We start from the raw sequence: 12,280 nt of genomic DNA on the forward strand, positions 1-12,280 counted from the left end.
GGCCCAGGTGCTCAACCTCATGCAGGACCTGCAGCAGCAGTTCGGCATCAGCTACCTGCTCATCAGCCACGACCTCGCGGTGGTCAACCACCTGTGCGATGAAGTGTGCGTGGTGTGGAAGGGCAAGATCGTCGAGCAGGGTCCGCCCGCCGAACTCTTCCATCACGCGCAGCATCCCTACACGCGCACGCTGCTCGACGCGGTGCCGCGCACGCCCGCGGGCGGCACGCTGCTGGCCGCCTGACACCGAAGCGTCGTCCGCCGCCTCTAGGATGAGTGGGTCATAAGCATCTGGTTGCGCGGACGCACCGGTCTCGCGGATGATGCCTGCCCCCTGTTCCGAGGACACCGCTTCATGCTCAAACGACGCACCCTGCTCGCCACCGGCGCCGCAGCCCTGGCCCCGCTCGCAGTGCCGATCGACGCCTTCGCGCAAAAGAAGAAGGACGCGCTGGTGCTCGGTCTCACGCTGGAGCCCACGGGGCTCGACCCCACGGCCAAGGCCGGCGCCGAGATCGCCGAGGTGGTGCTCTACACCGTCTTCGAAACGCTCACCAAGATCAACGCCGACGGCAGCGTCACCCCGCTGCTGGCCGAAAGCTGGGACATTTCGCCTGACCTGAAAACCTACACCTTCAGGCTCAAGCGCGGCGTGAAGTTCCAGAACGGCGAGCCGTTCGACGCGCAGACCGTCAAGTTCTCGTTCGACCGCGCCGCCGCCGCCAACAGCACCAACAAGGACAAGCGCACCTTCGCCAACATCGCGACGCAGGTAGTCGACGAACACACCGTGGTGCTGATCACGAAGGAGGTCGAGCCCGACCTGCTGTTCCTGCTCGGGCAGGCCTCCGCGATCCAGGTCGAGCCGAAAACGATCGAGACCAACGCCACCAAGCCTGTCGGCACCGGCCCCTACAGGCTCGACAGCTGGGCCAAGGGATCGGGCATCGTGCTCGCCAGGTGGGACGGCTGGCGCAATGCCGACACGGTGCAGATCCGCAAGGCCGGCTTCCGCTTCATCTCCGAGCCGGCTGCGCAGACCGCCGCGCTGCTCTCGGGCGACGTCGACCTGTTTCCGCACGCCTCGGTGTCGCGCAGCCTGCCGCAGTTCCAGAACGACAAGCGCTTCCAGGTGGTCTTCAACGCCTCGCGCGGAAAGACCATCCTCGCCATCAACAACAGGCGCAAGCCGCTGGACGACGTGCGCGTGCGCCGCGCCATCGCCGCGGCCATCGACCGCAAGGCTGTGATCGAGGCTGCAGCGGACGGCCGCGGCGTGGCCATCGGCAGCCACTACGTGCCGGGCGCGCCGGGCTATGTCGACACCACCGGCGTCAACCCCTACAACGTCGAGCGCGCAAGGCAGCTGCTGGCCGAAGCCGGCGTGAAGACGCCGCTCGAACTCGAGCTCGTACTGCCGCCTCCACCCTATGCGCGCCAGGGCGGCGAGCTGATCGCCGCGCAGCTGGCCAAGGTGGGCATCGTCGCGAAGATCCAGAACGTCGAGTGGGCGCAATGGATCAGCGGCACCTACGGCAACAGGAACTACGACCTCTCGCTGATCCTGCACGTCGAGCCCTTCGACCTCGTGAACTACACCAAGCCCGAGTACTACTGGGGCTACCAGTCGGCGAAGTTCAACGAGATCTTCGACAAGGCGCGCAACGCGGCGCGCCCCGCCGACCGCCTGCGCTACCTCGGCGATGCGCAGCGGCTGCTGGCGGAAGATGCGGCCAATGTCTTCCTGTACCAGCCGCAGTTCATCACCGTCGCCGCGCGCAACCTGCGCGGGCTTTGGAAAGACACGCCGATCTTCGTGAACGACATCGCGGCGCTGTCCTGGGCTTGATCCGGACGGCCTCGCCTACGGGAACGTCCCGAGGAAAAACCGCCTCGCGGACCGCGCGGCGGCGCACCCGCTGCGAGAGAATGACCGGCTGCGCACGTGGCATCTTTCGTGCTGCGTGTCGTGTCTTTCGCGGCGTCGCGCCTCCCTTCGGGGCATGGCACACGCCGGAGCAGTCGTCATTCGAACCTGGCTTGTCTATCCGGAGATCACACGTATGTTGAACCGCCGCACCCTTCTCACCACCGCCGGTGCCACCGTTGCGCTGGCCACCCCGCTCGCCGGCATGGCGCAGGGCCGGAAGGACGCCATCGTGATCGGCATGGCGCTCGAGCCGCCGGGGCTCGACCCGACCACCGGCGCGGCCGCCGCCATCGCCGAGGTCGTGCACTACAACATCCTCGAGACGCTCACCAAGATCAACGCCGACGGCAGCGTCACGCCGCTGCTGGCCGAGAGCTGGGAGGTCTCGCCCGACCTGAAGACCTACACCTTCAAGCTGCGGCGCGGCGTGAAGTACCAGAACGGCGAGCCCTTCAACGCCGCCGCCGTCAAGTTCTCCTTCGACCGCGCCGGCGGCGAGAAGAGCACCAACAAGGACAAGCGCACCTTCGCCAACCTCGCGACGCAGGTGGTGGACGACTACACCGTCGTCGTCATCAACAAGGAGATCGACCCCGACCTGCCCTTCGTGCTGGGCCAGGCCACGGCCGTGATCGTCGAACCCAAGAGCGCCGAGACCAACGCCAGCAAACCGGTCGGCACCGGCCCCTACAAGCTGGACAACTGGGCCAAGGGCTCGTCGCTCACGCTGAGCAAGTGGGAGGGCTTCCGCAGCCCCGCCACCGCGAAGATCAACAAGGTGACGTTCCGCTTCATCTCCGACACGGCCGCGCAGGCCGCCGCCATGCTGTCGGGCGACGTCGACGTGTTCGCGCGCATCGGCACGCGCGTGGTGCCGCAGTTCAAGGCGAACCCGCAGTTCCAGGTCATCCTGGCGGGTTCGCGCGCCAAGACCATCCTGTCGATCAACAACAGGAAGAAGCCGCTCGACGACGTGCGCGTGCGCCGCGCCATTCTTGCGGCCATCGACCGCAAGGCCGTGATCGAAGGCGCGGCCGACGGCTTCGGCGTGCCCATCGGCAGCCACTACGTGCCGGGCGCGGCGGGCTATGTCGACACCACGGGCATCAACCCCTTCGACGTCGAGAAGGCCAAGAAGCTGCTGGCCGAGGCCGGCGTGAAGACGCCGCTCGAACTGACAATGACGCTGCCGCCGCCGCCCTATGCGCGCCAGGGCGGCGAGGTGATCGTGGCCCAGCTCGCCAAGATCGGCATCGTGGTGAAGATTCAGAACGTCGAATGGGCGCAATGGCTCAGCGGCACCTACGGCAACAAGGACTACGACCTGTCGATCATTTCGCACGTCGAGCCCTTCGACCTCAGCAACTATGCCAAGCCGGACTACTACTGGGGCTACCAGTCGAAGGCCTTCAACGCGCTGTTCGACAAGATCAAGTCCACCGGCAATGCGGCCGAGCGCAACAAGCTGCTTGGCGACGCACAGAAGATGCTGGCCACCGACGCGGCCAACGGCTTCCTGTACCAGCCGCAGTTCCCCACTGTCGCGAAGAAGAACGTCAAGGGCATCTGGAAAGAGAACCCGATCTTCGTGAACGACCTGTCGGCACTGTCGTGGGGCTGAGCGACCTGTCTGCGCAGGAGCTTGCCGCTGCCTACCGCAGCCGCGAACTCTCGCCGGTGGAAGTCACGCAGGCCGTGATCGCGCAAGTGGAACGCTGGGAGCCGCACTTGCAGGCCACCTGGCTGTTCCGGCCCGAGGCCGCGCTCGAACAGGCGCGCGCCTCGGAAGCGCGCTGGCAGCGCGGCGATGCGCTCGGACCGCTCGATGGCGTGCCCGCGACCATCAAGGAAAACATCGCCACGCGCGGCGACCCGATGCCAGCCGGCACCGCCGCGGTCGACCTGAAGCCCGCTGCGGCCGACGCGCCGCCAGCCGCGCGCCTCAAGGAAGCCGGTGCGGTGATCGTGAGCAAGACCACCATGCCGGACTACGGCATGCTGTCCTCGGGGCTGTCGAGCTTTCACACACTGGCGCGCAACCCGTGGGACTTGCGCCTGACGCCGGGCGGCTCCAGCGCAGGAGCTGGCGCCGCGGCGGCTGCCGGCTACGGCCCGCTGCACCTGGGCACGGACATCGGCGGGTCGCTGCGCCTGCCCGCGAGCTGGTGCGGCATCTTCACGCTGAAACCGAGCCTGGGGCGCATTCCGATCGACCCACCCTACATGGGCCGCGCCGCTGGGCCGATGACCCGCACGGTGGGCGACGCGGCGCTGATGATGCAGGCGCTGTCCCGGCCCGACGCGCGCGACAGCATGAGCCTGCCGCCGCAGGACATCGCCTGGGCAGGCTTCGACGTGGCACCGGACCATCTGCGCGGCCTGCGCATCGGGCTGCTGCTCGACGCAGGCTGCGGACTGGCGGTCGAGCCCGAGATCCAGGCAGCGGTGGAAAACGCCGCGCGGCTGCTCGAGAAGGCCGGCGCGGTGATCGAGCCGATGCAGCCGTTCATGTCGCAGGCCATGCTCGACGGCATGGACCACTTCTGGCGCATGCGCTCGTTGGTGGACATGAAGGGCCTGCGCGCCGACCAGCGCGCGAAGGTGCTGCCGTACATCCGCGAATGGGCGGAGAGTGCGGCCGAGTTCAGCGGCGAGCATGTGTTCCGCGGCTTCAGCCAGTTCCACGCCACGCGCGTCGCCGCCGTGGCTGCATGCGCGCGCTTCGACTACGTGATTTCGCCCGTGTCGCCGAACATGCCCGCGGCAGCCGAAGCGCCCTCACCCACGAACGATCCCCTGCGTCCGCTGGAGCACATCGGGTTCACGGTGCCGTTCAACATGTCGGAGCAACCGGCGGCTTCGGTGAACTGCGGGTACTCGGCGAGTGGATTGCCGATCGGGCTGCAGATTGCCGGCCAGCGCTTCGACGACCTCGGGGTGCTGCGCGTGTCGCGCGCCTTCGAGCAGATCCGCGAACCGCAGCGGCCCTGGCCGTTGCCGCCCGGCCGCTGACGGGAAGCGTCAGGTCGCCGCATACCGCCCCGGCTTGTGGTTGATCCAGAGAAAAAGCCCCATCACCACGGCAGCCAGCACCGACCACCCGACCCGCTGCGGCGGAATCACGAACAGGGCGAGCAGCACCACCGTGCAGTCGATGCCGATCTGCACTTTGCCCGCGGGCCAGCCACGCTTTTCCTGCAGGTACAGCGTGAGCACCGTCGCGCCGCCCAGGCTGGCGCGGTGGCGGGCGAGGAACAGGCAGCCGGTGCCCAGCAGCAGGCCGCCGAGCACGGCCGCGAAGGCCGGGTGCAGGGAGTCGATGGACAGGTAGCGCGGCGCCAGGTCGGTCATCACCGAGAGCAATGCGATGGCCGAGAAGGTCTTGACCGTGAACGCGCGGCCCATGTGGCGCCAGGCGAACCAGTAGAACGGCAGGTTGACCAGGAAGAACAGCTTTCCGAAGCTCAGGCCGGTGGCGTAGTGCAGGAGAAACGCGACGCCGGCCGTGCCGCCTGTAAGCAGCCCCGCCTGGCCGAACAGCATCATCGCGATGGCGACGAACAGCGTGCCCGAGAAAATGGCCTGTGCGTCGTCGAAGCGGGTGTGGCGCAGCAGATTTGGCGCAGTTGTGGGAGGTGGCGCATCCATGACAGGGGCTGACGCAAATCCCGCGCCACCCCTGGAGAGATTCTTCACATCAGGTGGGTTGCCAGCATCTCCCTCGCCCGGGTCACGAATGCGGTTTCGCCCTTGCGCCCCGACAGGAGCTGGAAAGCGACACGCGGCAGGGCCGGCAGACCGTGCGGTGCCGCCAGCCGCGTCACGCCGTCGCTGATCGAGGACTCGTTGAGGCAGGCAACGCCCAGCCCCGCGGCCAGCGCGGACTGCAGGCCCGCGACACCCGACGCGACGTGCGCGAGCGCATAGGGCACGCGCCGGCGCCGCAGCAGCGCCACGGTGAACTGATGCAGCGAGCAGGTGTCGGGCAAGGCCAGCAGCCGCACCGGCTCCCCGCGCGCGAGCCGCATGCCCTCCGCGCCGAGCCACACCAGCGATTCGCGCCGCAGCACCGCGCCCCGGGCCTGCGGCGTGGAAGCCCCCGCGATGTTCATCGCAAGGCCCACGTCGAAATCGCCGTGCGCATAGGCCGCCCGCAGCGCATCGCTCTTCAGGATGCTGACGTGCAGCCGCACCTGCGGATAGCTCTCGCCGAGCCGCCCCAGCAGCCGCGTCAGGTCGCCGGGGCGGAAGTAGTCGGTGACCGCGAGGCGTAGCTCGCCCTGCAACGTCTCGCCGTGCAGGTCGCGAAATGCTTCGTCGCTCAGCGCGAGGATGCGCCGCGCATAGCCCAGCAGCCGCACACCCGCCTCGGTGGGGGCCACGCCTGCCTTGCTGCGCGTGAGCAGCGACTGCCCTGCCCGCTCTTCCAACTTGCGGATCTGCTCGCTCACCGACGACTGCGAGAGGAAGACGCGCGGCGCGGCCGCCGTGAGGCTGCCAGCGTCGACGACGGCGGCCAGCGTGCGCAGTTGCTCCAGGTCGAATCCCTGCATGGTCAATCCATCCGTTTATCCGATGTAATTCATCATATCTTCCCGCTTTTCCGATGACCAGAAGGCTCCCACAATCACCCCATCGACAACCCATCCATCCAAGGAGCCAGTCATGCCCCACATCGTCGTCCACCTCTCCGGCCAACCCGACGCCGACCTCACCCGCAAGACCGTCGACGCCGTCGCCGAGCTCACCCAGAGCGTGCTGGGCAAGCAATTGCCAGTGATCGCCATCACCGTGCAGTACATCGCCGCCGACGCCTGGTTCATCGGCGGCCAGTCTTTGGCCTCGCTCGGCAAGTCTGCGTTCCACCTCGACATCAGCGTCACCGACGAGACCAACACCAAGGCCGAGAAGGCGCGCTACCTGCGCGAGGTGCATGCGGCCATGGCGAAGATCCGGCCGGACCTGCACGAGGTGTCGTACATCCACGTGATCGATGCACGCGGCGCGGCCTACGGCTACGGCGGCAAGACGCAGGAGTACCGCCACCAGCAGGCCGGCGTCTGACGACGGATCGTTGAAGCATCGCCGGGGGCATGGCACGATGCCGCCATGCCCCCCGGAAAAACGCTCGCCGACAGCCTCGGCAACCCGCTCACCCTCGACGACCCCGCCAGCCTGCCGCTGGTCGACGACTTCGTCATGGGCTTCATCTCGACCGAGGCGCGTGCAGTCAACCTGCTCGCGGTGGCCGGCACCGATGCGAGCCCCATCGTGCAGGCGTACTGCGCGACGCTGCACCTTTTCGCCGAATCGCGTGAGGCCGTCGCCAACGCCCGGCCCTTTCTCGACAAGGCCCGCGCCGGCGCCGCGCGCGCCACCCCGCGCGAGCAGCGATACATCGCGTCCGTCGAAGCCTGGGCCGACGGTGACATCGCCCGCGCCATCGCGCTGCACGCCGAGCAGGCCCGCGAGCATCCGCGCGACCTGGTGTCGGTCAAGCTCGGCCAGTACCACTGCTTCAACACTGGCGACTGCCCAGGCATGCTGCGGCTCGCGCTCGCGGTGCTGCCGCACGCGGCCGACGTGCCCTATGTGCACGGCATGGCGGCCTTCGGCTACGAGCAGTGCCACCTGATGCGCGAGGCCGAGGCCAGTGCCCGCCATGCCATCGCCATGTGCCGCAAGGAGCCGTGGGCGCACCATGCGCTGGCGCACGTGATGCTCACCGAAGGCCGGCTCGCCGAGGGGCTGGCGTTCATGCAGGGCGTGAGCGACACGTGGAGCGGGCTCAACTCCTTCATGGTCACGCACAACTGGTGGCATGTGGCGCTGTTCCTGATCGACCTGGGCCGCGATGCCGAGGCGCTCGCGGTGTACGACGAGCACGCCTGGGGCGTGGTCAAGGACTACTCGCAGGACCAGATCGGCGCCGTCTCGCTGCTCGCACGGCTCGAACTCGCGGGCATCGACGTGGGCGGGCGCTGGGAGGACGTGGCCGGCTACCTGCGGCAGCGCCAGGCCGACCACGTGCTGCCCTTCCTCGACCTGCAGTACCTCTACGGCCTGGCGCGCGCCGGGCGCCCTGAGGCGGAGGTTCTGCTGCGCAACATAGTTGCCTTCGCGCTGAACGCAACGGCATCGACGCGCGCGGCATGGCAGCGCGTGTGCGTGCCGGCCGCGCACGGACTGGTGGCGCATGCGCGCGGCGATCTCGCGGCAGCCATCGAAGGGCTGGGCACTGCCCTGCCGCGCATGATCGAGATCGGCGGCAGCCACGCGCAGCGCGACCTGTTCGAGCAGGTGAATCTCGATGCGCTGGTGCGCAGCGGCACGGAGGCTTCGCTGTCCGCTGCCCAGGGCATCCTGCAGCAGCAGCTCAATGGCCAGCCCGAGTCGCTGCGCCTGCGCCGGCAAACGGCGGCGGTGTACGAGCGCCTCGGCCTCGGGCAGCTTGCGACGCACGCCTGAGCGCATCTGCGAGCACTGCCCGGCAGCCCATGCCTTCAGGTCATGGGGCATGGTGCAAAAGGAATTGGCGATGACCCGGAGGCGGCTCCTAAACTGGCCGCTCCCTATCGACAAGAAGCCTTCAAGGCACCATCGCCCATGCGCAAGTCTCTCGTCACGCTGGCCGCGCTCTCAGCCCTCGCACCCTTCGCACCCACCCTGCATGCCGCCGACGGAACGCCCGTCGCGCTGGACCTGCTGCTGCGCGGCGGCACCGTCTACACGGGCGACTCCGACACGCCGGTGGTGGGCGATGTCGGCATCGCGGGCGATCGCATCGTGTTCGCGGGCAAGGCAGCGCCGGCGCAGTTCACGGCCAGGCGCGTCATCGATGCCACGGGCATGGTGGTGGCGCCGGGCTTCATCGACGCCCACACGCATGCGGATGCCGACCTGCACTCGAACGATCCGAAGAAGCGGCTGAACATCCCGTTCATCACGCAGGGCGTGACCACCGCGGTGATCGGCAACGACGGCTTCGGCGGCTTCGACATCGCGGCGCAGGCGCAGAAGCTGCGTGCCACGCCGGTAGGCACCAACGTGGCCATGTACGTGGGCTTCGGCCCGGTGCGCATGAGCGAGTTGGGCGAGGCCAACCGGGCACCGACGCCCGAGCAGCTCGAGGCGATGAAGAAGCGTGTGAGCCAGGGCATGTGCGAAGGCGCCCTTGGCCTTTCGACCGGGCTCTTCTACACGCCGCAGAACTTCTCGAAGACCGAGGAGGTCATCGAGCTCGCGAAGGTGGCGGCGCGGCACGGCGGCCTGTACGACAGCCACATCCGCGACGAGTCCATGTACAACATCGGCCTGAAAGGCTCCATCGACGAGGCGATCCGCATCGGCCACGAGGCGAAGCTGCCGGTGCATGTGGCGCACATCAAGGCGCTGGGCGTCGACGTGCAGGGCCAGAGCGGCGACATCATCAAGCGCATCGAGAAGGAACGCGCGGGCGGGCTGGACATCACGGCCGACCACTATCCGTGGACCGCGTCGAGCACGCGCTTCTCGGCCGCGCTGCTGCCGCCGTGGGCCAACGAGGGCGGCCGTGCGGCGACGCTGCAGCGCTTCGACGACGCCTCGCAGCAGGAGCGCCTGCGCAAGGACATGCGCGAGAACCTGCGACTGCGCGGCGGCCCCGAGGCCATCCTGTTCTCGGCGGGCAGCACGAAGTACGTGGGCAAGACGCTGGCCGACGTGGCCAAGGCATCGAACGCCGATCCGGTGGAAGCCGCCATCGCGGTGCTGCGCGACGGCGACCTGATGATCGCCTCGTTCAACCAGAGCGACGACGACGTGCGCGCCTTCATGAAGCGGCCCTGGGTCATGACCTCGTCCGACTCGTCGCTGGGCCATCCGCGCGCCTACGGCACCTTCGCGCGCAAGTACGAGCAGTACGTGGTGAAGGAGCACACGATCTCGCTGGCGCAGTTCATCCGCAGCAGCTCTTCGCTCACGGCCGACACGCTGGGGCTGAAGCAGCGCGGGCACCTGCGCCCTGGCTACTACGCGGACGTGGTGGCGTTCGACCCGGCGCGCTATGCGGCGAAAGCCACCTACACGCAGCCTGCGCTGCTGTCGGAGGGCGTCAGCACGGTGCTGGTGAACGGGCAGCTCGCTGTCGACGGCGGCAAACCCACGGGCGTGGGCGCCGGCCAGCCGCTGCTGCGCACGCCGAAGGCCGGCAGCTGCGGCTGAGGGGCCTGCCTCAGTCCTTGTCCTTCAGGTGCCGCGTCTGGTCGTAGGTCGGCTGCGCCGGCAGGTCGGCCAGGTGCCGCGTGTCGGCCCATTCCACGATCTCGATCGCCTCGGGCTCGGCCGGATCGGCGATGCGGATGCGGTTGAAGCCCGCGTTGGGAATGTCGCTGCGGCGCGGCCCGCTCAGGCTCAGGCCCCTGGCGGTGCGCCACACCATGTCGAGCACGCCGCCATGCGTGACGACGATCAGGTGCTGTCCCCTGTGCGCGGCGGCGATGCTGCCCAGCGCCGCGATGATGCGCGTGTGGAATTCGCGCGCCGTCTCGCCCTCGGGCATGGCGTGGTCCTCGCGGAACTCCAGCCATTCTTCCCAGGCGCGCGGATGCAAGTTCTGGATTTCGTCGGAGCGCATGCCTTCGACCACGCCGAAGAACTGCTCGCGCAGCGCCGCCGAGGTCACCACCGGCAGCGACAGCTGCGACGCGGCGGGCGCGGCAGTCTGCTGCGCGCGCATCAGGTCGCTGCTGATGATGTGCTGCACCGCGCTCTCGCCGGCCAGCCGCAGGCCGATGCGGCGCGCCTGTTCATGGCCAATGTCGTTGAGCGGGACATCCGCGTGCCCCTGGAAGCGCAGTTCGCGATTCCAGGCGGTTTCGCCATGGCGGATGAGGATCAGGTCGGTGGTGGTGTCGGGCTTGGGCGTTGGCATCGGCGTCCATTTTCCACCGCATTCGCGCAGAATCTCTCTCCATGCCCAATCTCATCCTGCTGCCCGGTCTCGCCTGCGACGAGCGCATCTGGGAAGCCCAGTTGCTCGCACTTCCCCCCGCCTTCGGCGCTCGCGTGAGCGACGCCCAGCGGCACCACGACACCATCGAGGGCATGGCCGCCGCCGTGCTGCGCGACAACGACGGACCGCTGGTGCTGTGCGGCGCCTCGATGGGCGGCATGGTCGCCATGGAAGCGGCCCGCCAGGCGCCCGGGCGCATCGCGGGGCTCGCGCTGCTCGGCACCAGCGCGCGGCCCGAGACGCCCGACATGTCCAGGCTGCGCGCAGGCGCCATCGAATACTTCGAGCGCGGCGAGGTGCGCGACGTGATCGAGCCGAACGTCTACTTCGCCTTCCACCCCGCGCAGGCGGCCGATCAGGTGCTGGTGCAGCGCTATCTCGACATCGTGCTCGGCGCGGGCGCGCAGCAGCTCATCAGCCAGAACCGCGCGGTGATGCGCCGGCCCGATGCGCGGCTGCATCTTGCGTCTGTGCGCGTGCCGGTGCTGCTGGTGTGCGGCGACGATGACCGGCTCGCACCGCCCGAGTGCACGCGCGAGATGGCGGCGCTGCTGCCGCAGGCACAAGTCGCGTGGGTGCCTGACTGCGGCCACATGCTGACGATGGAAAAGCCCAAGTTCGTCAACGCCGCGCTCAACGGCTGGTTGGCGAAGCACTTCCCGGGCACCTGAGCCGCCTCGGCGGTTCAGTGCAACTGGCCGCCGGTTTCGGCGATGTCGCGCTTCACCGCGAGCGCGGTGCTCACGGCGATGCGCAGGGCCGCGATCATCGTTTCCAGCGACATGCTCGGCGCCCCCGGAAAGCGCGCCGCCTGCTCGGGCAGGTACGGAATGTGGATGAAGCCGCCGCGCAGCCCCGGCATCGGGTGCATTGCGATGCGGTGCATCAGGCCGTAGAAGATGTGGTTGCAGACGAAGGTGCCGGCGCTGTTCGACACCGAGGCCGGTACGCCGGCCGCGCGCAGTTCGCGCACCATGGCCTTGATCGGCAGCGTCGAGAAGTATGCCGCGGGCGCCCCGGGCACCACGGGCGAGTCGACGGGTTCGCGGCCCTTGTTGTCGGCCACGCGGGCATCGTCGATGTTGATGGCGATGCGCTCCGGCGTCACCTCCGCGCGCCCGCCGGCCTGGCCGACGCACAGCACCAGCTGCGGCTGGAGTTCGTCCATCGCGCTGGCGAGTGCGTCGATGGCCTCGCCGAACACGCAGGGCATCTGGCGCGCATGCACCGTCGCGCGGCCGACCTTCCAGCCGTCGAGCACGCGCACGGCTTCCCACGAGGGGTTGATGGCTTCCCGCTCGAACGGATCGAAACCGGTCAGCAGGACATCGATGGGCTTCGCTGCCACGGCCTGGCGC

At 68.6% G+C, this 12,280-nt stretch carries 12 protein-coding genes; 8 read left to right on the forward strand and 4 right to left on the reverse strand.

Annotated features, from left to right (window positions below; genetic code table 11):
• The 4 genes from PMI12_RS20540 to PMI12_RS20555 all read left to right on the forward strand — a co-directional run.
• On the forward strand, positions 1 to 244 hold a 244-nt coding region (locus tag PMI12_RS20540; protein ID WP_007836282.1), incomplete at its 5' end, for an ABC transporter ATP-binding protein.
• Positions 245 to 355: 111 nt separating this feature from the next.
• Positions 356 to 1,849 (forward strand): ABC transporter substrate-binding protein, encoded by a 1,494-nt coding sequence (locus PMI12_RS20545; protein ID WP_007836285.1) that lies wholly within the window; start codon positions 356 to 358, stop codon positions 1,847 to 1,849.
• 214 nt (positions 1,850 to 2,063) lie between these two features.
• Entirely contained in the window at positions 2,064 to 3,551 is a 1,488-nt protein-coding gene (locus PMI12_RS20550) for an ABC transporter substrate-binding protein (protein ID WP_007836287.1), read from the forward strand.
• Positions 3,542 to 4,942 (forward strand): amidase, encoded by a 1,401-nt coding sequence (locus tag PMI12_RS20555; protein WP_007836289.1) that lies wholly within the window; start codon positions 3,542 to 3,544, stop codon positions 4,940 to 4,942. The genes PMI12_RS20550 and PMI12_RS20555 overlap by 10 nt, the downstream gene beginning before the upstream one ends.
• A 9-nt stretch (positions 4,943 to 4,951) precedes the next feature.
• Here the strand turns inward: PMI12_RS20555 and PMI12_RS20560 are convergent, their stop codons facing one another.
• Together PMI12_RS20560 and PMI12_RS20565 are read right to left on the reverse strand one after the other, a co-directional pair.
• Entirely contained in the window at positions 4,952 to 5,578 is a 627-nt protein-coding gene (locus tag PMI12_RS20560; protein WP_007836291.1) for a YitT family protein, read from the reverse strand.
• 44 nt (positions 5,579 to 5,622) lie between these two features.
• Positions 5,623 to 6,483 (reverse strand): LysR family transcriptional regulator, encoded by an 861-nt coding sequence (locus PMI12_RS20565; RefSeq protein ID WP_007836293.1) that lies wholly within the window; start codon positions 6,481 to 6,483, stop codon positions 5,623 to 5,625.
• A gap of 112 nt (positions 6,484 to 6,595) precedes the next feature.
• On the opposite strand from PMI12_RS20565, the gene PMI12_RS20570 reads away from it, so the two are divergent.
• The 3 genes from PMI12_RS20570 (at position 6,596) to PMI12_RS20580 (ending at position 10,132) form a co-directional block, all read left to right on the forward strand.
• Complete coding sequence (locus PMI12_RS20570; RefSeq protein ID WP_007836295.1) at positions 6,596 to 6,994, forward strand: tautomerase family protein; 399 nt, start codon at positions 6,596 to 6,598, stop codon at positions 6,992 to 6,994.
• Between the two features lie 45 nt (positions 6,995 to 7,039).
• Positions 7,040 to 8,398, forward strand: a complete 1,359-nt coding sequence (locus PMI12_RS20575) for a tetratricopeptide repeat protein (protein WP_007836298.1) — start codon at positions 7,040 to 7,042, stop codon at positions 8,396 to 8,398.
• A gap of 138 nt (positions 8,399 to 8,536) precedes the next feature.
• A complete protein-coding gene (locus PMI12_RS20580) occupies positions 8,537 to 10,132 on the forward strand; it encodes an N-acyl-D-amino-acid deacylase family protein (protein WP_007836300.1) in 1,596 nt (531 codons plus the stop codon).
• A 10-nt stretch (positions 10,133 to 10,142) separates the two neighbouring features.
• On the opposite strand, the gene PMI12_RS20585 is transcribed toward PMI12_RS20580, so the two are convergent.
• On the reverse strand, positions 10,143 to 10,841 hold the full coding sequence (locus PMI12_RS20585; RefSeq protein ID WP_007836301.1) for a histidine phosphatase family protein: 699 nt from the start codon (positions 10,839 to 10,841) through the stop codon (positions 10,143 to 10,145).
• Positions 10,842 to 10,882: 41 nt separating this feature from the next.
• On the opposite strand from PMI12_RS20585, the gene PMI12_RS20590 reads away from it, so the two are divergent.
• Complete coding sequence (locus tag PMI12_RS20590) at positions 10,883 to 11,593, forward strand: alpha/beta fold hydrolase (RefSeq protein ID WP_007836302.1); 711 nt, start codon at positions 10,883 to 10,885, stop codon at positions 11,591 to 11,593.
• Positions 11,594 to 11,607: 14 nt separating this feature from the next.
• Here the strand turns inward: PMI12_RS20590 and pcp are convergent, their stop codons facing one another.
• Entirely contained in the window at positions 11,608 to 12,270 is a 663-nt protein-coding gene (gene pcp, locus PMI12_RS20595) for a pyroglutamyl-peptidase I (protein ID WP_007836304.1), read from the reverse strand.
• Between the last annotated feature and the right edge of the window lie 10 nt (positions 12,271 to 12,280).

This window comes from Variovorax sp. CF313 (genome assembly GCF_000282635.1).
Lineage (GTDB): Bacteria > Pseudomonadota > Gammaproteobacteria > Burkholderiales > Burkholderiaceae_C > Variovorax.

Excerpts from the sequence above, each read along its gene's own strand:
- PMI12_RS20545 (WP_007836285.1), top strand. The coding sequence starts at position 356 with ATGCTCAAACGACGCACCCTGCTCGCCACCGGCGCCGCAGCCCTGGCC.
- PMI12_RS20550 (WP_007836287.1), top strand. The coding sequence starts at position 2,064 with ATGTTGAACCGCCGCACCCTTCTCACCACCGCCGGTGCCACCGTTGCG.
- PMI12_RS20560 (WP_007836291.1), bottom strand. The coding sequence starts at position 5,578 with ATGGATGCGCCACCTCCCACAACTGCGCCAAATCTGCTGCGCCACACC.
- PMI12_RS20565 (WP_007836293.1), bottom strand. The coding sequence starts at position 6,483 with ATGCAGGGATTCGACCTGGAGCAACTGCGCACGCTGGCCGCCGTCGTC.
- PMI12_RS20570 (WP_007836295.1), top strand. The coding sequence starts at position 6,596 with ATGCCCCACATCGTCGTCCACCTCTCCGGCCAACCCGACGCCGACCTC.
- PMI12_RS20575 (WP_007836298.1), top strand. The coding sequence starts at position 7,040 with ATGCCCCCCGGAAAAACGCTCGCCGACAGCCTCGGCAACCCGCTCACC.
- PMI12_RS20580 (WP_007836300.1), top strand. The coding sequence starts at position 8,537 with ATGCGCAAGTCTCTCGTCACGCTGGCCGCGCTCTCAGCCCTCGCACCC.
- PMI12_RS20585 (WP_007836301.1), bottom strand. The coding sequence starts at position 10,841 with ATGCCAACGCCCAAGCCCGACACCACCACCGACCTGATCCTCATCCGC.
- PMI12_RS20590 (WP_007836302.1), top strand. The coding sequence starts at position 10,883 with ATGCCCAATCTCATCCTGCTGCCCGGTCTCGCCTGCGACGAGCGCATC.